We start from the raw sequence: 19,592 nt of genomic DNA on the forward strand, positions 1-19,592 counted from the left end.
TTACTTACGACGCCAGGTGGTGCCCTGCGGACCATCTTCCAGCACGATGCCCATCTCGTTGAGACGGTCACGTGCCGCATCCGCCGCCGCCCAGTCTTTCGCTTTACGGGCATCCAGACGCTGCTGGATAAGCGCTTCAATCTCCGCAACTTCACCGTCATCCGCCTGCGCACCGCTTTGCAGGAACGTTTCTGGCTCCTGCTCGAGCAGACCCAGCACGCCGGACAGCTTACGCAGATGGGCAGCCATAGCGTTAGCTGCCGCCATATCTTCGCCCTTCAGACGGTTAACTTCACGCGCCATATCAAACAGCACGGAGTAGGCTTCCGGCGTGTTGAAGTCGTCATCCATCGCTTCAATGAAGCGCGCTTCAAAGGCTTCGCCACCGGCTGGTGCCACGGACTTGTCGGTGCCGCGCAGCGCAGTATACAGACGCTCCAGTGCAGAACGCGCCTGCTTCAGGTTCTCTTCGCTGTAGTTCAGTTGGCTACGATAGTGACCGGACATCAGGAAGTAGCGAATGGTTTCGGCATCGTAGTATTTCAGCACGTCGCGCACGGTGAAGAAGTTGCCCAGCGATTTGGACATTTTCTCACGGTCAACCATCACCATTCCGGAGTGCATCCAGTAATTGACGTATTCTCCGTCATGCGCACAGGTGGACTGCGCGATTTCGTTTTCATGGTGCGGGAACATCAGGTCGGAGCCGCCGCCGTGAATATCGAAATGGTTACCCAACTGTTTGCAGTTCATCGCCGAACACTCAATGTGCCAGCCCGGACGACCTGCGCCCCACGGAGATGGCCAGCTCGGCTCCCCCTCTTTGGACATCTTCCACAGCACGAAGTCCATCGGGTTACGCTTCACATCAACCACATCAACACGCGCCCCCGCCTGCAGCTGATCCAGGTCCTGACGTGACAACTGACCGTAATTCGGGTCGGTCGGTACGTCGAACATGACATCGCCGTTATCGGCAACGTAAGCGTGACCTTTGGCAATCAGCTGTTCGGTGATTTCAATAATCTCAGGGATATGATGCGTAGCACGCGGTTCAAGATCCGGGCGCAGAATATTCAGCGCATCGAAATCGTTGTGCATTTCCGCAATCATGCGATCAACCAGCGCTACAAAGCTCTCGCCATTTTCATTCGCGCGCTTAATGATTTTGTCGTCGATATCGGTAATGTTGCGCACATACTTCAGCTTATAGCCGAGGAAGCGCAGATAACGGGCAACAACGTCGAAAGAAACAAAGGTACGCCCGTGTCCAATATGACAGAGATCGTAAACGGTGATGCCACACACGTACATGCCGACTTCCCCTGCATGAATTGGTTTGAATTCCTCTTTTTGGCGCGTCAGTGTATTAAAGATTTTTAACATCGAAGATTCCGTGTAGACGTGTGTGGATAACAAAGCCCTATAATACCTATAAATTGGCCCCGAAGCAGCACACTTTGCAAGGTGATCGAACCTTGCGGTTATGCTATAACACACCCCTAACTCTGACCCTTGACGGGGTCGAAGCACCAATCTATCGGAACAGGATGCAAAAATGGTTACTTTCCACACTAATCACGGCGATATCGTAATCAAAACGTTTGATGATAAAGCGCCTGAAACAGTTAAAAACTTCCTGGACTACTGCCGCGAAGGTTTTTACAACAACACCATTTTCCACCGTGTTATTAACGGTTTCATGATCCAGGGCGGCGGTTTTGAGCCGGGCATGAAGCAAAAAGCCACGAAAGAGGCGATCAAAAACGAAGCCAACAATGGTCTGAAAAACACCCGTGGCACGCTGGCAATGGCGCGTACTCAGGCTCCGCACTCCGCGACAGCTCAGTTCTTCATCAACGTTGCTGACAACGACTTCCTGAACTTCTCCGGCGAAAGCATGCAGGGCTGGGGTTACTGTGTGTTCGCTGAAGTTGTCGAAGGTATGGATGTCGTTGATAAAATCAAAGGCGTTTCCACCGGTCGCAGCGGCATGCATCAGGACGTACCAAAAGAAGACGTTATCATCGAAAACGTGACCGTCAGCGAGTAATCGTGACGACACTGTTTATTGCAGATCTTCATCTCTGCACGGAAGAACCGGCGATCACCGCCGGTTTTCTGCGCTTTTTAGCCGACGATGCACGAAAGGCCGATGCGTTGTACATTCTTGGCGATCTGTTTGAGGCCTGGATAGGCGATGACGATCCCAATCCCCTACATCGTGAAATGGCCGCAGCGATAAAAGCGCTGACGGATTCCGGTGTTCCCTGCTTTTTCATTCATGGCAATCGTGATTTTCTGATCGGCAAGCGTTTTGCCCGTGAGAGCGGCATGACCCTGTTACCTCAGGAAAAAGTGCTCAACCTGTATGGCCGCAACGTACTGATCATGCATGGCGACACATTGTGCACCGACGATACAGGCTATCAGGCGTTTCGCGCTAAGGTTCATCAGCCCTGGCTACAAAAACTGTTTCTCTCCCTGCCGTTATTCATTCGCCAACGCATCGCCGCAAAGATGCGCGCCGGAAGCAAAGCCGCCAATAGCAGTAAATCGCTGGAGATCATGGATGTGAATCCGCAGGCCGTGATTAACGAGATGGAAAAACATCAGGTCCAGTGGTTAATTCACGGTCATACCCATCGCCCGGCAGTCCACGAACTCACGGCCAATGCACAACCCGCTTTCCGCGTGGTGTTAGGTGCCTGGCACACTGAAGGTTCGATGATTAAAGTCACACCTGACGACGTTGAACTGATCGCTTTTCCGTTTTAATCACAGCTGAAAACGTCTGCACACAAGCAACGCAATCGTTTTCCTTGTTTTTAAAACGTGCTATTCTCTCTCGCCTCTAAAGCAGTGTGAAGCACACCCACAGGAGTTTTTAGACGCATGTCTTCCCGCAATAATCCGGCGCGTGTCGCCATCGTGATGGGGTCCAAAAGCGACTGGGCTACCATGCAGTTCGCCGCCGAAATCTTCGAAATGCTGAACGTTCCGCACCATGTTGAAGTCGTCTCAGCCCACCGTACCCCTGATAAACTGTTCAGCTTCGCCGAAAGCGCTGAAGAAAACGGTTATCAGGTTATTATTGCGGGTGCTGGCGGTGCAGCGCATCTGCCGGGCATGATTGCAGCGAAAACGCTGGTCCCCGTGTTAGGCGTTCCGGTACAAAGCGCAGCGTTGAGCGGCGTAGATAGCCTCTACTCAATCGTGCAGATGCCACGCGGCATCCCCGTGGGTACGCTGGCGATTGGGAAAGCGGGTGCGGCAAATGCGGCCCTGCTGGCAGCACAAATTCTGGCAACACACGACAAAGCATTACATCAGCGTCTGAGCGACTGGCGCAAAGCACAGACCGATGAGGTACTGGAGAACCCGGACCCGCGAGGTGCGGCATGAAGCAGGTCTGCGTACTCGGTAACGGTCAGTTAGGGCGCATGCTGCGTCAGGCTGGCGAGCCGCTGGGCATTGCGGTCTGGCCAGTCGGGCTGGATGCCGAACCCGCCGCAGTCCCCTTTCAGCAAAGCGTCATTACCGCTGAGATCGAGCGCTGGCCGGAAACCGCGTTAACCCGCGAGCTGGCGCGCCATCCGGCATTCGTGAATCGTGATGTCTTCCCGATTATTGCCGACCGCCTGACGCAAAAGCAGCTTTTTGACAAGCTCGGCCTGGCAACCGCGCCGTGGCAACTGTTGGCGGATAAAAGCGAATGGTCTGCAGTATTTGACAAACTGGGTGAACTGGCGATTGTTAAACGTCGCGTCGGCGGCTATGACGGTCGCGGTCAGTGGCGTTTGCGCGCGAATGAAACTGAACAATTGCCGGATGATTGCTACGGCGAGTGCATCGTCGAGCAGGGCATTAACTTCTCGGGTGAAGTGTCGCTGGTAGGCGCTCGCGCACACGACGGCAGCACGGTTTTCTATCCGCTGACCCACAACCTGCATCAGGACGGCATTCTGCGTACCAGCGTGGTCTTCCCACAGGCTAACGCCAGACAGCAGGCACAGGCCGAAGCGATGCTTTCCGCCATCATGCAGGAGCTGGGTTATGTCGGCGTGATGGCGATGGAATGTTTCATTACCCCGGAAGGTCTGCTGATTAACGAACTGGCACCTCGCGTGCACAACAGCGGGCACTGGACACAAAACGGTGCCAGCATCAGCCAGTTCGAGTTGCACCTGCGAGCCATTACCCAGCTACCGCTACCAACACCGGTGGTGAACACACCTTCGGTGATGGTGAACCTGATTGGTAGCGACCTGAACTACGACTGGCTGAAACTGCCGCTGGTCCATCTGCACTGGTACGACAAAGAAGTGCGTGAAGGACGAAAGGTCGGCCACCTGAACCTGAGCGACAGCGATACTGCACGTCTAAACGCCACGCTCGAAGCATTAATTCCCCTGCTGCCGCCGGAATACGCCAGCGGCATTATCTGGGCGCGGTCAAAGCTGAAATAAGAAGACACGGGGCGGGTATACACACGCCCCTTTTTTTACAGACGGATACAGGTTCCAGCGTTGCCCGCCAGCGTATCTTCAATGCGTGACAGCGCGCCAATCCATGCCGGTTTCCCGCGGCGTTTCACATATCCACTGACTGCGGTGACTTTTGGTCCCATCGAACCATCTGCTTTAGCAAACGGCGCCAGTTCATCTGGTGAGGCCTGACGAATCGCGCGCTGTTCCGGCGTCCCCCAGTTTTCATAGACCGCATCAGCATCGGTCAAAATAACCAGACCATCGGCATCAATCTGTTCAGCCAGCAACGCCGCCGCCAGGTCCTTATCAATGACCGCTTCAGACCCTAATCCTTCGCCAGTAACGGGGACACCGCCACCCCCGCTGCAAATCACCACATGCCCTTCCTTGAGTAAGAGCTTAATGGCGTCACTTTCAACAATCTGGCGAGGTTCTGGCGAAGCGACAACGCGCCGCAGGTATTTGCCGTCACGCTTCATATGCCAGCCGTAGGTAGCTTCCAGCTGCGTTTGCTCTTCGGGCGAATAGACCGGACCAATAAATTTTTCCGGTGCCAAAAATGCAGGATCGTCTTCTGAGACAACAATTCGTGTCAACACCGTGGTCACCGGCGGCATTTCCGGTTCAGCGGTCAGGCTCTGGGCCAACATATAACCAATCATGCCCTGCGTCTCGGCCACCAGCACATCTAATGGATAAGGCTCGACCTCCTTCCAGGCGAGATTCTGTAACGAAAGCAGGCCAACCTGCGGCCCATTGCCATGGACGATAGCCAGGCGATATGTGCGCGCCAGACGTGCCAGGGCGGGTACGGCGCTGGCAATATTACGATATTGATTTTCTGCCGTCAGCGCCTCACCGCGCTGCAATAATGCGTTGCCACCAAGGGCAACAACCAGCGTTTTCATTCCCTATCCTTCTATGATTTGTTGTCCAATCCAGAACCCCAACAGAGTGTCTGCACCGGAGGTATGTCCAAGCGCCAGCAGCGAATGAATCGCCGCATCCAGTCTTTCCTGACGACGCAACGCATGGGTGAAGTGGAGTAAAGGTGAAGCGAAGTAACCTTCTGCCGCGTAGCGCAAGTAGCTCACGCTCACCACGGTCGTCGCCTGCTCAAGGTGGCCTGAATCAGCAAAGAAACGATGGCCGGAAATCGTATTCAGCGCGCCGAAATACCAGGCCGCCAGCAGCATGCCGGTCAACGTGTCATCATGGCTGGGCGTTAGCCCGGGCCCCTTGCCTAACCACTGTCGCCAGTCTGTCGACAACCCCGCAAGCGCCGAGAAAAAGCAGTGGCGGAACTGGCGTAGTTCGGGGCATAAAGGCAGGTTTGCCGCCAACATTAACGGGCCGAACAATCCCGTTTCCTCGCCGCGATCCATCCAGGCGGGCGCAAGGCGCGGGGAATGTGGCCGGTAAGTGATTCTCAACGAACAGCAGCGCTGCGGCTGGCACAGCAAAAATGGCCCCAGTTGGATCCCACCTGGGACAGTCAGAGGAGTTTCGTTTCCACGTAACGCCGCACGCAGCGCATCAAAATCATGCGTACGGATCACCCATCCTGCCGGGCTAAAGCCGCTACCCTGGCGGTGCAACGTCAACAGTGCGCCCCCTTCAGCCACGAGATTAATCGCGCGGCGCCAGACGCCAGACAATTGCCAGGACTGGCGGAAATCCGGGGACTGCTGGCTGGCCAGCAAAGGATGGATGATCATCATGCGCGCTCCTTTTAGCTAATGCCCATGCTTTCAGCCAGCGCTTCCAGAGCCAGCTCAAAACAGGCCAACGGCGCACGGACGGTTCCCGCGCCAATCTGACCAATACCGGCCTCTTTATGCGCAATACCGGTATTGATCAGCGGCGTAATCCCCGTTTCGACCACGCGGCGAATATCGAGACCCAGACAAGCCCCCTGGAAATCCCAGCCAGGGATCTGCAACTGCATATTGCGCTCCAGATAGATTTCCGCCATCTCCTCGGACACAGATTTCGCCGCTTCCATTCCACCCGCACCGACAAAACGCGTGACGCCTGGTGCGGCGATCATCGCTGCTCCGCCAATGCCAAGCGTTTCGGTGATGGCGCTATCACCCATATCCGGATTAGCCTGTTCCTGCGAAAAACCAGTAAAGAACAGTCCCTGCGGGGTGTTAACAGGTGCGGTAAACCAGCGATCGCCAAGTCCACTCACACGAATCCCGAACATATCGCCATTACGGGTCATCGCCGTCACAATACTGCCAGAACGCACCATCGCTCCGGCGTCCATCGCCGCTTTACAGTAAGCCATCGCCAGGTTGAGGAAGAACTGGTCGGTTACGCTGAGGAAATCCATCACTTCAGCAATCTGCTGCTTATCATGTTGCAGACGGGCAATTTGCGGTGCCAGCGTACGCATCAGCAAGGCTGAAGAGGCAATGTTGCGCTGATGGAACTCGTCGCCCATCGTAATGCCCTGCGCCATCATGGCGGTCAGATCAATACCCTGTTCCAACGTCCCCAATGCGGCGCTTAAGACTGGCATCAGAACATCGCGCATCCAGCGTAAGCGCTGCTGGACATCCTCGCCGTACGCACCGAAGCGCATCACCTTGCCAATACCTTCGTTGAGATTGCAGTATGCGCGGTTCCCTTCTGTGATGTTTTCCACCACCAACATCGGCATGCTGGCCGAAGTGATCCCGCCCATTGGCCCCACGGCGTTAACGTGATGGCAAGGTACAAAATTGACTTTCCCCTGCTCCAGTAATGCCAGTGCGCTCATTTCGTCATTGGCCCACCCTTCAAACAGGCATGCACCAATGCAGGCCCCTTTCATCGGGCCGGTCATCTCTTGCCAGCGCATTGGCGGTCCCGCATGAAGCAGCGTTTTTCCTTCATTAAGTTCACTGATTAACGAGGACGCGGGTTGCACATCCAGCCAGTGCGGGCGCGCACGACGAATTTGTTCGATTACTGCAGTATTGGCTTGTGCCACTGATGTAAACATTGGAACCCCTTATTGCAAACGTTCTAATAAACGAGCCAGTTTTTTGTTACCGCCAGCGACAGGCGCCCACTGGTAATGCACCACAGGCTTTTCTGCCGCCTGTAAATCCAGTGCAAAACTGCGTAACCCGGCATTAATGACCGCGACTTTTTCCAGTAGCGAAGGTGCGGATTGATGAGATAAAGGTTGAGATGGCCGAATCAGTTCGGCGGCAAGCAAAGTAGCCTCCGGCAGTGAACTCACCACGGCGATACCGGCATCTTCCAGCGTGGCGATTTGCAGTGAACGACACTGCGGATCGCGTTCTGTGCCGGTCACCGTTGCGATTGCAAACAGCGGTTGGTCGATGTCTCGCACAGCGCATGCCTTTTGCCAGGCCTGAACCAGTGATGCCGCAGGATCTGCCGTCGCACCGTAACCAATCACGACATCCACCAGCAGTACCCGTACCTGCGGCTGCGAACCCAAATCCGTAATAAGCTGATTACGTAACGCAGGGTCGATCATCGGATGCGGCCGCCCGACGGTGTAAAAATCATCCCCGAGGTCGATAATCTGATGCCCGGCGGCATCCAACATCATGCCGTGATGATGTTGTGCATCCGCAGTAACGTTAAGGTTTGCGGCCAGCAGACCCGCCGCTTCGGCAGCCAGCGTTCCTCCGGTATAGAGCCCCCGAATAAGGCCATCTCCCGTGGCAGAAAGCGCGCCACGTCGTGCCGTGACGCGTGCCAGCAAACAGGCGAGACGGGCCGCATCATCCAGCGTCGATGCAAACCAGACGTTCTCATCGCGGGCTACTGCGCTGGTGTAACCTAAAAACAGGGCCACAACGGGTTTACCCGTGGCTTTCATCGCCGTGACAATACGCTGGCGAACGGCTTCCGCCGGTGGTTTAGACACAAAAGCCAGCACCTGACTTTTATCATCCGCACCGAGCATCTCCAGCGCGGTAAGTGCGCTAATTCCCCCCACCTCGGCGCTCAGGTCGCGTCCCCCCAGACCGATGGCGTGAGTGATGCCTTCCCCGGCCAGTGCTATCTGTGAACAGAGCTCCTGGATCCCTGTGCCGGAGGCGCCTATGACGCCGATGTTGCCTTCCGGCATCACGTTAGCAAAAGCCAGCGGCGTACCAGCAATCATGGCGGTTCCACAATCGGGTCCCATCACCAGCAGGCCTTTATCTTGTGCACGCCGCTTCAGATTGATTTCATCTTCCAGCGTGACGTTGTCGGAGAACATCATGACGTTCAGGTTGCGATCCAGCGCCTGGTTCGCCAGTTCAGCCGCATATTCGCCCGCCACAGAAATTAACGTCATATTCGCTTCAGGCAATTTCTGACACGCGCTTTCCCAGCGTCTGACCTGCAATAGCGTTTGGCTCCCCCCGGTTGCCTGCGCCAGCTGCTGCAACGACTCATCCAGTTGCTGCAAAATGGCCTGGGTAATACTTTCATCCGCCGCTTCAGTACGAATAGCCACGCAAATATCATTCGGCGTCGCCTGATTAAAATCGTCATGCCAGAATCCGGTCGTTTCCAGCAATGATTTATTCGCTGGCGTTCCCATCATGACCGATACATCGTCTACATTTTCGGACTCACTCAGCTTGCGTGAAATAATCATTAAACTGACAGAGTCCTGAAAACACCCTTTTTTAATAAAGGCGTGAATCATAACAACCCCTTAATAATTGCACCCATGGCAATTGCACGAGTAGTGTTAATGTGGAACTCAAGGTATATATCTGGCATAGCAAATAGAGTGACTAACATCACATACAATTTATTAGCAAAAGAATTTTAATAACCACCTGAGGATTACATGTTATTTTCTAACGGCATTATTTATTTAAAAAGAAAAGGCAAACCAATGCTGATTATCAAATAAATTCTAACTATATTTTTTTGCCTGTCTGGATCACATATTAGATTTATTTTCCCGGTATGTTAACGGCAGTCATGCTTCACACCGTCGTTAAAAAGGAAGACAGATGAAAATCAGTCGGGAAACACTCCACCAGCTTATCGAGAATAAGCTTTGCAAGGCCGGACTAAAACGTGAGCACGCCGCAACGGTTGCCGAGGTATTGGTTTATGCCGATGCCAGAGGCATTCATTCTCATGGCGCTGTACGTGTTGAATACTATGCCGAGCGCATTTCTAAAGGCGGCACCAACCGCGAACCCACATTTCGTTTTGAAGATACCGGTCCCTGTACAGCGATTTTGCATGCCGATAATGCCGCCGGGCAAGTCGCAGCAAAGATGGGTATGGAGCATGCAATTGAAATTGCTAAAAAAAATGGCGTCGCCGTTGTCGGCATTAGCCGAATGGGGCACAGCGGAGCCATTTCTTACTTTGTGCAGCAAGCCGCCCGCGCAGGCCTGATTGGTCTCTCCGTCTGCCAGTCCGATCCGATGGTCGTACCGTTCGGCGGCGCGGAAATTTACTACGGAACCAATCCGTTAGCCTTCGCAGCGCCGGGCGCTGGCGACGATATCATGACCTTCGATATGGCGACGACGGTGCAGGCCTGGGGCAAAGTTCTGGATGCCCGCTCACGCAACGAACCGATCCCGAACACCTGGGCTGTCGATAAAAATGGCGCACCTACCACCGATCCTTTTACGGTTAATGCGTTGCTTCCCGCAGCCGGGCCGAAAGGCTATGGTCTGATGATGATGATCGATGTGTTATCCGGGATTCTGCTGGGATTACCGTTTGGTCGTCAGGTCAGTTCTATGTATGAAGATCTCCATGCTGGACGTAATTTAGGCCAACTGCATTTAGTGATTAACCCCGAGTTTTTCTCCTCCAGCCAGTTATTTCGTCAGCATCTCAGTCAAACTATGCAAGAGTTGAATGCCCTTACTCCTGCGCCTGGTTTTAAACAGGTTTATTACCCCGGACAGGATCAAGATATTAATCAACGCAATGCCGCCGTTCATGGCATCGACATTGTTGATGATATTTATCAATACCTGATTTCCGATGCTCTCTATATCAAGTCATACGAAACAAAGAATCCCTTTGCACAATAATTATTGAAACAGGAATTTCATATGATTAATCATTTTCGTCACGCAATAGAAGAAACCCTTCCCTGGCTCTCTTCCTTTGGCGCAGATCCATCCGGTGGGATGACGCGCCTGCTTTATTCGCCAGAATGGCTTGAAACACAACAGCAATTTAAAAAGCGTATGGATGCCAGCGGCCTGGAAACACGCTTTGATGAAGTGGGTAATTTATACGGTCGCCTGCGCGGGAGCGAATCCCCGGAACAGGTCATTTTAAGCGGCTCGCATATTGATACCGTCGTCAACGGCGGCAATCTTGACGGTCAGTTTGGCGCGCTGGCGGCGTGGTTAGCAATTGACTGGCTTAAGACCACCTACGGCGCACCGCTGAAAACGGTCGAAGTGGTCTCGATGGCAGAAGAAGAAGGCAGCCGTTTCCCGTATGTCTTCTGGGGCAGCAAGAACATTTTCGGGCTGGCAAATCCCGATGACGTGCGCAACATCCAGGACGCCAAAGGTACGCGATTTGTTGATGCAATGAACACCTGCGGCTTTACCCTCCCCGCAGAACCGCTTCACGCGCGCAGTGACATCAAAGCTTTTGTTGAATTACACATCGAGCAAGGGTGCGTGCTTGAAAGCAATGGTCAGTCCATCGGGGTCGTCAGCGCGATTGTCGGTCAGCGTCGCTATACAGTCACGCTAAACGGCGAGTCCAACCATGCAGGCACAACGCCGCTGAGCTATCGTCGCGACACTGTTTACGCCTTCAGCCGTATCTGTAGCCAGTCGATTGAAAAAGCCAGGAAACATGGCGATCCTCTGGTACTGACCTTTGGCAAAGTTGAGCCGCAGCCAAACACCGTCAACGTGGTGCCAGGAAAAACGACTTTCACCATCGATTGCCGTCATACCGACGCCGAAGTGCTGCGTGATTTTACTCAGCAGCTGGAAAATGACATGCGCGCCATCTGCGATGAAATGGATATCGGTATTGATATTGATTTGTGGATGGACGAAACGCCGGTTCCGATGGACAGCAAACTGGTCGCTACCCTCACCGAACTCTGTGAAAAGGAACAACTGAACTACCGTGTGATGCACAGCGGCGCCGGCCATGATGCGCAGATTTTTGCTCCCCGTGTGCCGACCTGCATGATTTTCATGCCCAGCATTAACGGTATCAGCCATAACCCCGCTGAACGCACAAATATTAACGACCTTGCCGAAGGGGTCAAAACTCTGGCATTAATGCTTCATCAACTTGCCTGGCAGAAATAAGGAGTCAACAATGGGATATCTGAATAACGTCACGGGTTACCGCAATGATTTACTGGCTAACCGCGCAATTGTAAAACACGGTAACTTCGCCCTCTTAACCCCTGATGGACTGGTTAAAAATATCATTCCGGGTTTTGAAAACTGTGACGTCACCATCCTCTCAACGCCGAAACTGGGCGCGTCGTTTGTTGATTATCTGGTGACGGTTCACCAAAGCGGTGGCAACCAGAGCGGTTTCGGCGGCGAGGGCGTTGAAACGTTCGTCTATGTTATTTCCGGCAAAATTGAGGCAAAAGCGGAAGGTAAAACATTTGCTTTAACGCAGGGAGGATATCTGTATTGCCCACCTGGCGAGCTGCTCACCTTTAGTAATGCCCAGGCTGAAGACAGTCAGCTATTTTTATACAAACGTCGTTATACGCCTGTAGTGGGTCATTCGCCGTGGCTGGTCTCCGGTAACGCCAATCAGTTAGAACGTATCCATTACGAAGACATGGAGGACGTGATCCTGCTGGATTTCCTGCCTAAAGAATTGGGCTTCGATATGAATATGCACATTTTGTCATTCGAGCCGGGCGCAAGCCACGGTTATATCGAAACGCATGTCCAGGAACACGGGGCTTATATTCTTTCAGGTCAGGGCGTTTATAACCTCGACAATCAATGGATCCCGGTGAAAAAAGGCGACTACATCTTTATGGGCGCTTATTCCCTGCAGGCCGGATACGGAGTGGGCCGTGGCGAAGCATTCAGCTACATCTATTCCAAAGATTGCAACCGGGATGTTGAGATCTAACGGCGTACAGTCCTCCTGATACTTTTTTATTTAGCTATGTTGGGTTTTGCCACGGTGTATACCGTGGCTTTTTTTATGCTTAACGCAGAGCCACCGCCTGACCCAGTTTCATCGCACAAGCGATATTACGCGCACAGTGATAGAGATTGGTTTCGCCGTTTGTCAGCACTTCTGCTAACGGTGCGAGTCGCGGCAGAATACTGAACACCGCATCGATACCATGATCGTGAACCACTTCTACACCTTCGCCCAACACCCCGGCGATGCCGATCACGGGAACATGATGCCGCATGGCTACCGACGCGACACCGATTGGCGCTTTGCCACCGACCGTTTGCGAATCAATACGCCCTTCGCCGGTGATAACCAGCGCCGCGTCCTGGATTGCCTGCTCCAGCTGTACAGCCTGCAGCACAATCTCGATCCCGGGTTTCATGCTGGCCCGCAGGAAGAGAACCGCAGCAATCCCCATTCCTCCAGCCGCTCCGCCGCCCGCCACCTGAGCAACATCCTTGCCGGTCAGCGTTTGCAGCACACGGGCATAGTTGAGTAACCCTGCTTCCAGCCTCTCAACCATCTCCGGCGTCGCCCCTTTCTGCGGGCCGAATACCCTTGCCGCGCCGCGCGGGCCAACCAGCGGATTATCAACGTCACAGGCGACGTCAATGCGACACGCTTTCAGCCGCGGATCGCAGTGTTGCAGGTCGATGCGCGCAAGGCGAGACAAACTCCCACCCCCAGCGCTTAATGACGCACCTTGCGCATCCAGAAAACGAACGCCAAGCGCCTGGGCCATCCCCATACCGCCATCAACCGTCGCACTCCCACCAATACCAAGAATAATATGACGAATACCGGTATCCAGCGCATGGCGAATCAGTTCACCCGTGCCGTAACTTGAGGCCAGCAGTGGATTGCGCGCCTGCGGTTCGACCAGCATCAGTCCACTCGCCGCCGCCATTTCAATAATTGCGGTCTTACCATCCCCGGTCAGGCCATAAAATCCCATAACCGGTTCCCCCATCGGCCCGCAGACTTCCACAGAGATAACTTTTCCGCCTGTCGCCGCCACCATTGCATCTACAGTTCCCTCTCCGCCATCAGCAACCGGCAAACAAATATATTCTGCATCCGGGAATATGGCTGAAAATCCGGCTTTAATTGCCTGGCAGCATTGGTCAGCGCTTAAGCTCTCTTTAAATGAATCTGGCGCAATTACAATTTTCATCATCAATCCTTTTTCATCATGTTATTTAATGCGTTCCCATGGAATGAGATTTTCCATAAGCACCGCCAGTAAAATCCCCACCAACAAGCCATTACTCAGTAATGGCCGAATCGTCAGCGGAAGATCTTGTAAATAAACCGGAGGCAGCCCCATCAAAAAAATGCCGACAAATAGCGGGAGCGCCAGTCGATAAATATTGCGTGCGGTAAATGTGATTTGTTGGCTAAAAACCAGACCGGAATAGAGCAGCGGAAGATAAGAAACCAGCATCACAGCACTGCTGATCGCCAGCGGAATGGCGCAAAATAAGCGGGTTAGCGGCGTCACTATCGCCACGAATAAACATAATACACTGCCGCAAATAAATGATTTTCGCGAGCTGTCGCCGGTCTGTGTTAACAAGCCAATAGAAGAGACAAAAGGTGAAAATGGAATAACGGCAAAAGGGACTGTCACCAACGTCATAAAACCGGAAATAATAAAACTGCGGCGATAACGCGAACTGCTGGAGCCTTGCTGCGCATAAAAGGCGTCCGTGCCGCGCACTGCGCCATAGGTATTACTGACATTCACCAGACCGGTGATAACGGCCGTCAAAATAATGCCTGGTAACAGTTTGCCGTGGCTACCTAACGGAAACCATTGCCAGCTTGAATCACCAGCCGGCAAGGTCATTGATGGAAAACACAATCGCCAAAGCCCCCATCCCACTATCGCCCCCACCAACAGGGCATAGCGCGAGATCCGCTGTGGTAAAAAGATGATCATCGCAAGGATAAAGCACATCACGGCAACGGCCAGGCTAAAGGGGGCCAGTTGAATTTTGACGCTGGTATCCGCAATACCAAAGGGCAATCCCAACATGCCCTTAAAAAAGATGGTGGTCAGTTGCGCACCGAGCAGCAGCATAAAAAAGACCATCACCGTTGGGGTAAAAAGCCGGGCTAATCGATGCCCTAAGCCGCTAAAGCCGATAATCATCGTCAGTACAGCGGAAATCACAATGCCAACGGACAGGCTGGTAGCAATATCATTGAGCGGTGTCCCGCGTGATGCCTCAGCCAGGGTAATCGTCAGAATCGTTCCCCACCATAAACCGGTGGGTCCTTCCATAATGGCGCGGCGATGGCCACAAATTACCTGCGCCAGACAGGCCAGCGACGTTGTTAAAAAAGCGTACTGCGTGAGCATTAGCAGATTGCTGACAGGAAGATGAAAAGCAGAAACCAGCGTTGGCGGGACCACGACCGTATTACAAAAAATAAAGAAAAACCACTGAAAGCCGGACAACAAACTTTCGCGGTTAATAACAGGAAGCATATTCATACCTTAGAGCCTATCCCAGTAGGCGTATATTGGTGCAGCCAGTTTGGTCACGGACAGCGCGGAACAACCGGAGCGTACACGCAGTACGTGAGGATTGTGAGCACTGCCCAGGGTCAAAATGGCAAATAAAATTGCCTAATGGGATAGGCTCTTAAAATAGAGAATGCCCGCCAACTTGACGGGCATTAATTCACATCACATTATTGTTGATGTTTAAGGATAAATTGACCTTTAGGCGATACCGGGAAACCCTGCTCAATGTCATAAATAACATCACCACGCAGAATGGTTTTCGTAATGCGCGCGCCAATTGTACGGCCTACATACGGGCTGACTTTATGGCGATATTCCAGGTCTTCGTTCTTCAGAACATATTTGCTGTCGGGTTGAATAAAGACAAAGTCGGCATCTTTACCCGGGGCGATACGTCCTTTCTGCTTCAGACCAAAAATATCGGCGGCATTGGTTGCCATCAATTTCGCGAACAGCGGCAACGACATACCGCGTTTTTGCACGGCTTCATCAAACATAACGTCCATGCAGCTCTGCAGTCCGGCGATGCCGCCCCACGCCTGCATGATATTGCCAGCCTTCATTTCCGGCGGGCATGGAGAGTGGTCGGAAACCAGGCAGTCAATTTCACCGTTAAACAGCTTTTCCCACATACCTTGCTGATTTTGCAGATCGCGGATCGGCGGAGAACATTTCGCCAGGGTGCCAATCTCTTCAAACTGATCGGTATCCAGCACGAAATAATGCGGGCAAGATTCGCAGGTCACATCCTGACCTTCCTGACGGGCGCGGGTTACTTCTTCCACGCCTTCCGGACTGCTGATATGGCAGACATGCAGGCGACAACCAGCAACTTTCGCCAGATACAGTACGCGACGAATCGCTTCCACTTCGGTAAACACCGGGCGTGAGGCCACATAGTCATGCGCCGTGACGCGACCTTCGCGTTTAGCTTCCTCGCCAAGCTCGTCACAGATGAGCGCGTTTTCGCAATGCACCAGTACCGTCTGATTCATTTCCGCCAGCTTCTGCGCGCCTTTGTAGAACTGCCAGTCGTTAACATCACGGAAATCATTATCGATACCGCGGTCACCGCAGGTGGCAACAAAGCATTTGAAGCCGACGACACCGACCTCATCCAACTCGTGCAGACGATCGAGGTTATATGAGACCAGACCGCCAAGCTGCGCAGCATCGATAGTCAACTTGCCTTTAGCCGCATCAAATTTCAGTTCGATGGTTTCACGATCCACCGTTGCTGGCAGCTGGTTGAGGGGCATTTCGATCATCGTGGTGATACCGCCTTTTGCCGCGGCACGCGTTCCGGTCTCATAGCCTTCCCAATGTGTACGGCCCGGCTCAGAGATATGGGTATGCGCATCAACCATACCTGGTGAAACTACCAGACCCGTCGCATCCATAACCTGCTTCGCCTCCCCCAGATTCTCGCCAATGGCGGCGATTTTTCCAGCGTGGACGGCAATATCAACAATGCGAGCTTCATTTTCTAAAATAACAGTACCGTTCTTAATAATTAAATCAAAAGACATAACGAACTCCTTGTATGGATACAGATAATTTTTATAAATAACTCACGCTTAAATAAGCGCTTACTGATTTCATCACATCTGCCCTGTGGCTTTTTGCGCTCCGGCTGATTCAGCAACCGTTCTTTTCTTCAGCAAGGCATAGGCGATAAATGCGACAATAACGCCAACAAACCACGACACTCGCGATAACGGTTCGAGGAGAGGAATAAATTTACCCCCCAGTGAAAGAATGACTGCCACTAGCGTTACGGAGAAGGCTGTCAGATTAAATCCGTTTTCATAATATTGGTAATCACCGCTGGCGGTATATAATTCATCAAGATTAATTTTACCGCGCATCACGACAAAATAATGCGCTAGCATAACCCCAATAACGGGACCGAGCATCCCACCAATGATATCCAGAAACAGATAAATACTGTTCTGATTCTCCATTAACTTCCACGGACAAATCAGCAAACTAATAATGCTGGCGATCAATACACCGTTTTTATACGTTAATTTAGTGGGTGCAATAGCGGCAATCTGATAACCAGCTGGAATAATATTACCGGTAGCATTAGTAGAGATTGTCGTCATCAAAATAACCAGCACTGCAAAAAATGAAGCAAATAAGCTGTCCCAGCGTTGGACGATATCCAGCACATTCCACGTATCCATGCCGTAATGAATGCTGGCTCCAGCGATAATACACACGCTGGCAATGGCAAATAGCACGTATGCGACAATAAGCCCCAGCGTCTGCCCCAATGCTTGTTCACGAAATGAGTGGGCATTTTGCGTGAAGTCGGATGCGCTCACCGCCGGAGCGGCCCATACTGCAACGACTGCATTAATCACTACCAGGAACAGGAATCCGCTGTTGCCTGCCTTTTGCACACCACTGGGAATGTAGTCCAGAATCGGTCCAATTCCTACCAGTGATATTGCCCATATCGCCATCCCGCCGAATACAATATAAATACAGGGGTTGAGGATTGCGGTAAATTTGTTTAATACCTTACCACCACCAAAACCAATACCGACGTTAATGAGCCAAAAAATAAGAAATGTAATCAGCCCCGGCAGAGAAAGTCCCAATAAGGTAAAGTCACCGCCCAACGTTAAAAACCCAGGCCATATCTTGCCAATCAAAATAAGAAAGGCCAGCGATCCGGCGTAACACTGTAGACCGAACCACATGATTGCGGCAATCCCCCCTCTTAATAACCCAGGGAACAGCGCTCCACGGACACCATACGAACCACGCAAAATCATGGCAAAAGGTACGCCGTATTTACTTCCTGCTGCACCGTTCATTACCATAACTAACGCAATAAACAATGCACTAATAATAATAGCCAGCATGATGCTGAATGTAGAAAGCCCAAGAATAAAGAATCCGCCAACCATAACGTAATTAGGTACGTTATGCACAGAACCCATCCATAATGTAAAATAGTTGAATGTTTTCCAGTTTCGTTGCTCGGCCGTTTTTGGTAATAAATCATCACTATAACCACGTTGTTGGTATAGATCTCTTTGATGTTCCATAAATCCCTCTTGTCACGTATCGGATAACGTTGTAATGGGTTTAGCTATGCGGAACAAAAACAATCAAGAAATAAGTTAAATCGTTTTAATTATGTTTTTATGCTGAAGCAATGACTGTCGTTGCTTTCTTTTTATATAACGTAACGGCCGCAAAAATAAGCGTTCCAGTAACAACCAGACAAGCGGAGATCACAAAGCTTATTTCTTTAGAGCCAGTCAAATCAGAAATAAATCCGGTTAATGTTGGCGCAATAACCGCTGAGCTCATGCCAAAGAAGTTAAACAGGCTAAATGCTCTGCCCAACGTTTTTGACGACGCTTGCTCTGAAACAAAGGAGATCAGAATCGGATCGACCGCCATTTTGCCCAGTAAACCGTACAGAGTCAGGCTGACCATCAGCATAGTGGTATTCGGCGATAGCACGGTAAATACCAGCATTGCGGCAGCCATAATTTCCAGACCAAGAATGACTTTGACTTTGCTGTTGCGAAACTTATCGGACAGATGACTAAAGAACAATGCGCCCGGGACACCCACTACGGCGACTAGCGCCGAGGCCACCCCAATTGCGCCGCCATCAAACCCTCTTTCAGTCTGCAGATAAGACGGAAGCCAGGTCACGATCAGGTAATAGCCATAGCAGGTACAAAAGTAGAGGAAGTACACGCTACATAGCAGACCCGAAAACAGCGGCGGGCTCTTTTCTTCTGACGCCGTTACCGTTTGAATTTTCTGGTCTGCAGCAGGTACTTCATTTTTTGCCTTACCACGGATAACCAGAATGAATACGCACAGCATCACCACCAGAATGGCAGCAACCAGGAACAACACATTTTGCCAGGCCATGCTCATGCTTTTTACCAGCACGCTGGAACCGATTAACCCGATTCCCATCCCAATTGCTGAGCCACTATTAATAATGGCGTTAGCCAGCGCCCGGCGAGCCTGTGGGACATTTGCCGAAGAGAGTGAATACGCAGAACTAAAGAACGAGGCGCAGCCCGCTCCCGCCATTAGCGAACCGGCATAGATCATCACCAGTCCAGTGGCTTTTGCAATACTCAGCGTACCAATAATAAACAGTGTAAACCCACACATCAGCATAATTTTCTGGCCAAATTTATCAACCAGAATTCCACAGGGAATTTGCATGCTGCAATAGGCGAAAAAATAGAAACTGGCGATGGCGCCAATTTCAGCATTGCTGACATTGCCCAGCGATGCCTGAATCTCAGGATAAATAGGTGTGAGCACGGTTCGATATATCCATATTGCCACCCAGCCCAGACTCATTACGACGACAATCTTCTTCCAGTATTCAATACCGGATGTTTTCTTTTCACTCATGACATGCACCTTCCCAA

Annotated in this window: 17 protein-coding genes; 7 read left to right on the forward strand and 10 right to left on the reverse strand. The window is 52.0% G+C overall.

Translation table 11 applies throughout. The features are described 5' to 3' along the window. Nucleotides 1-1,386 carry a cysteine--tRNA ligase gene (gene cysS, locus IB196_RS16605; protein WP_005125243.1) on the reverse strand — a complete coding sequence of 462 codons (1,386 nt, stop codon included), beginning with the start codon at nucleotides 1,384-1,386 and terminating at the stop codon, nucleotides 1-3. Between the two features lie 172 nt (nucleotides 1,387-1,558). Between cysS and ppiB the strand changes: the two genes are divergently transcribed. The 4 genes from ppiB to purK all read left to right on the forward strand — a co-directional run bounded on the left by ppiB (nucleotide 1,559) and on the right by purK (nucleotide 4,469). Next, nucleotides 1,559-2,053: a peptidylprolyl isomerase B gene (gene ppiB / locus IB196_RS16610; protein ID WP_003021875.1), complete on the forward strand. Its 495-nt coding sequence runs from the start codon at nucleotides 1,559-1,561 to the stop codon at nucleotides 2,051-2,053. A gap of 2 nt (nucleotides 2,054-2,055) precedes the next feature. Continuing rightward, the gene (gene lpxH, locus IB196_RS16615) at nucleotides 2,056-2,778 is read left to right on the forward strand and encodes a UDP-2,3-diacylglucosamine diphosphatase (RefSeq protein WP_040232643.1); all 723 of its coding nucleotides are present in this window, start codon (nucleotides 2,056-2,058) and stop codon (nucleotides 2,776-2,778) included. Between the two features lie 117 nt (nucleotides 2,779-2,895). Further along, complete coding sequence (purE, locus tag IB196_RS16620; protein ID WP_155021576.1) at nucleotides 2,896-3,405, forward strand: 5-(carboxyamino)imidazole ribonucleotide mutase; 510 nt, start codon at nucleotides 2,896-2,898, stop codon at nucleotides 3,403-3,405. Continuing rightward, complete coding sequence (gene purK, locus IB196_RS16625) at nucleotides 3,402-4,469, forward strand: 5-(carboxyamino)imidazole ribonucleotide synthase (RefSeq protein ID WP_188231749.1); 1,068 nt, start codon at nucleotides 3,402-3,404, stop codon at nucleotides 4,467-4,469. The genes purE and purK overlap by 4 nt, the downstream gene beginning before the upstream one ends. A gap of 35 nt (nucleotides 4,470-4,504) precedes the next feature. On the opposite strand, the gene IB196_RS16630 is transcribed toward purK, so the two are convergent. Genes IB196_RS16630 through IB196_RS16645 form a run of 4 tightly spaced genes read right to left on the reverse strand, consistent with a single transcriptional unit; the run spans nucleotide 4,505 to nucleotide 9,159 of the window. Beyond that, entirely contained in the window at nucleotides 4,505-5,398 is an 894-nt protein-coding gene (locus IB196_RS16630; RefSeq protein WP_149691389.1) for a carbamate kinase, read from the reverse strand. A gap of 3 nt (nucleotides 5,399-5,401) precedes the next feature. Continuing rightward, complete coding sequence (locus IB196_RS16635; protein WP_188231748.1) at nucleotides 5,402-6,211, reverse strand: DUF2877 domain-containing protein; 810 nt, start codon at nucleotides 6,209-6,211, stop codon at nucleotides 5,402-5,404. An 11-nt stretch (nucleotides 6,212-6,222) separates the two neighbouring features. Further along, nucleotides 6,223-7,482 (reverse strand): DUF1116 domain-containing protein, encoded by a 1,260-nt coding sequence (locus IB196_RS16640; protein WP_188231747.1) that lies wholly within the window; start codon nucleotides 7,480-7,482, stop codon nucleotides 6,223-6,225. Nucleotides 7,483-7,491: 9 nt separating this feature from the next. After that, nucleotides 7,492-9,159, reverse strand: coding sequence for an acyl-CoA synthetase FdrA (locus tag IB196_RS16645; protein ID WP_188231746.1), 1,668 nt, complete (start codon nucleotides 9,157-9,159; stop codon nucleotides 7,492-7,494). A 316-nt stretch (nucleotides 9,160-9,475) separates the two neighbouring features. Here IB196_RS16645 and allD point away from each other — a divergent pair, with 316 nt between their 5' ends. From allD to allE, 3 genes are read left to right on the forward strand one after another with little or no spacing between them, the layout of a single operon-like run. After that, nucleotides 9,476-10,525 (forward strand): ureidoglycolate dehydrogenase, encoded by a 1,050-nt coding sequence (gene allD, locus IB196_RS16650; RefSeq protein WP_188231745.1) that lies wholly within the window; start codon nucleotides 9,476-9,478, stop codon nucleotides 10,523-10,525. A 21-nt stretch (nucleotides 10,526-10,546) separates the two neighbouring features. Continuing rightward, entirely contained in the window at nucleotides 10,547-11,782 is a 1,236-nt protein-coding gene (gene allC, locus IB196_RS16655; RefSeq protein WP_149691393.1) for an allantoate deiminase, read from the forward strand. A 10-nt stretch (nucleotides 11,783-11,792) separates the two neighbouring features. Further along, entirely contained in the window at nucleotides 11,793-12,578 is a 786-nt protein-coding gene (gene allE, locus IB196_RS16660; RefSeq protein WP_149691394.1) for a (S)-ureidoglycine aminohydrolase, read from the forward strand. A 79-nt stretch (nucleotides 12,579-12,657) separates the two neighbouring features. Here allE and glxK read toward each other — a convergent pair whose 3' ends face one another. The 5 genes from glxK to IB196_RS16685 all read right to left on the reverse strand — a co-directional run bounded on the left by glxK (nucleotide 12,658) and on the right by IB196_RS16685 (nucleotide 19,575). Further along, entirely contained in the window at nucleotides 12,658-13,806 is a 1,149-nt protein-coding gene (gene glxK, locus IB196_RS16665) for a glycerate 3-kinase (RefSeq protein WP_188231847.1), read from the reverse strand. 21 nt (nucleotides 13,807-13,827) lie between these two features. Then, nucleotides 13,828-15,126: a uracil/xanthine transporter gene (locus IB196_RS16670; protein WP_149691395.1), complete on the reverse strand. Its 1,299-nt coding sequence runs from the start codon at nucleotides 15,124-15,126 to the stop codon at nucleotides 13,828-13,830. Between the two features lie 206 nt (nucleotides 15,127-15,332). Then, the gene (gene allB / locus IB196_RS16675; protein ID WP_149691396.1) at nucleotides 15,333-16,694 is read right to left on the reverse strand and encodes an allantoinase AllB; all 1,362 of its coding nucleotides are present in this window, start codon (nucleotides 16,692-16,694) and stop codon (nucleotides 15,333-15,335) included. Between the two features lie 72 nt (nucleotides 16,695-16,766). After that, entirely contained in the window at nucleotides 16,767-18,227 is a 1,461-nt protein-coding gene (locus IB196_RS16680; protein ID WP_188231744.1) for a putative allantoin permease, read from the reverse strand. A 97-nt stretch (nucleotides 18,228-18,324) separates the two neighbouring features. Further along, on the reverse strand, nucleotides 18,325-19,575 hold the full coding sequence (locus tag IB196_RS16685) for an MFS transporter (RefSeq protein WP_049002190.1): 1,251 nt from the start codon (nucleotides 19,573-19,575) through the stop codon (nucleotides 18,325-18,327). Nucleotides 19,576-19,592: the final 17 nt, after the last annotated feature.

Source organism: Citrobacter sp. C6_1, from assembly GCF_014596835.2.
GTDB classification, from domain to species: domain Bacteria; phylum Pseudomonadota; class Gammaproteobacteria; order Enterobacterales; family Enterobacteriaceae; genus Citrobacter; species Citrobacter pasteurii.

Bases quoted from the DNA above. Each gene is read 5' to 3' on its own strand.
- cysS (WP_005125243.1), bottom strand. From the start codon at position 1,386: ATGTTAAAAATCTTTAATACACTGACGCGCCAAAAAGAGGAATTCAAA.
- ppiB (WP_003021875.1), top strand. From the start codon at position 1,559: ATGGTTACTTTCCACACTAATCACGGCGATATCGTAATCAAAACGTTT.
- purE (WP_155021576.1), top strand. From the start codon at position 2,896: ATGTCTTCCCGCAATAATCCGGCGCGTGTCGCCATCGTGATGGGGTCC.
- purK (WP_188231749.1), top strand. From the start codon at position 3,402: ATGAAGCAGGTCTGCGTACTCGGTAACGGTCAGTTAGGGCGCATGCTG.
- IB196_RS16630 (WP_149691389.1), bottom strand. From the start codon at position 5,398: ATGAAAACGCTGGTTGTTGCCCTTGGTGGCAACGCATTATTGCAGCGC.
- IB196_RS16635 (WP_188231748.1), bottom strand. From the start codon at position 6,211: ATGATGATCATCCATCCTTTGCTGGCCAGCCAGCAGTCCCCGGATTTC.
- IB196_RS16640 (WP_188231747.1), bottom strand. From the start codon at position 7,482: ATGTTTACATCAGTGGCACAAGCCAATACTGCAGTAATCGAACAAATT.
- IB196_RS16645 (WP_188231746.1), bottom strand. From the start codon at position 9,159: ATGATTCACGCCTTTATTAAAAAAGGGTGTTTTCAGGACTCTGTCAGT.
- allD (WP_188231745.1), top strand. From the start codon at position 9,476: ATGAAAATCAGTCGGGAAACACTCCACCAGCTTATCGAGAATAAGCTT.
- allC (WP_149691393.1), top strand. From the start codon at position 10,547: ATGATTAATCATTTTCGTCACGCAATAGAAGAAACCCTTCCCTGGCTC.
- allE (WP_149691394.1), top strand. From the start codon at position 11,793: ATGGGATATCTGAATAACGTCACGGGTTACCGCAATGATTTACTGGCT.
- glxK (WP_188231847.1), bottom strand. From the start codon at position 13,806: ATGAAAATTGTAATTGCGCCAGATTCATTTAAAGAGAGCTTAAGCGCT.
- IB196_RS16670 (WP_149691395.1), bottom strand. From the start codon at position 15,126: ATGCTTCCTGTTATTAACCGCGAAAGTTTGTTGTCCGGCTTTCAGTGG.
- allB (WP_149691396.1), bottom strand. From the start codon at position 16,694: ATGTCTTTTGATTTAATTATTAAGAACGGTACTGTTATTTTAGAAAAT.
- IB196_RS16680 (WP_188231744.1), bottom strand. From the start codon at position 18,227: ATGGAACATCAAAGAGATCTATACCAACAACGTGGTTATAGTGATGAT.
- IB196_RS16685 (WP_049002190.1), bottom strand. From the start codon at position 19,575: ATGAGTGAAAAGAAAACATCCGGTATTGAATACTGGAAGAAGATTGTC.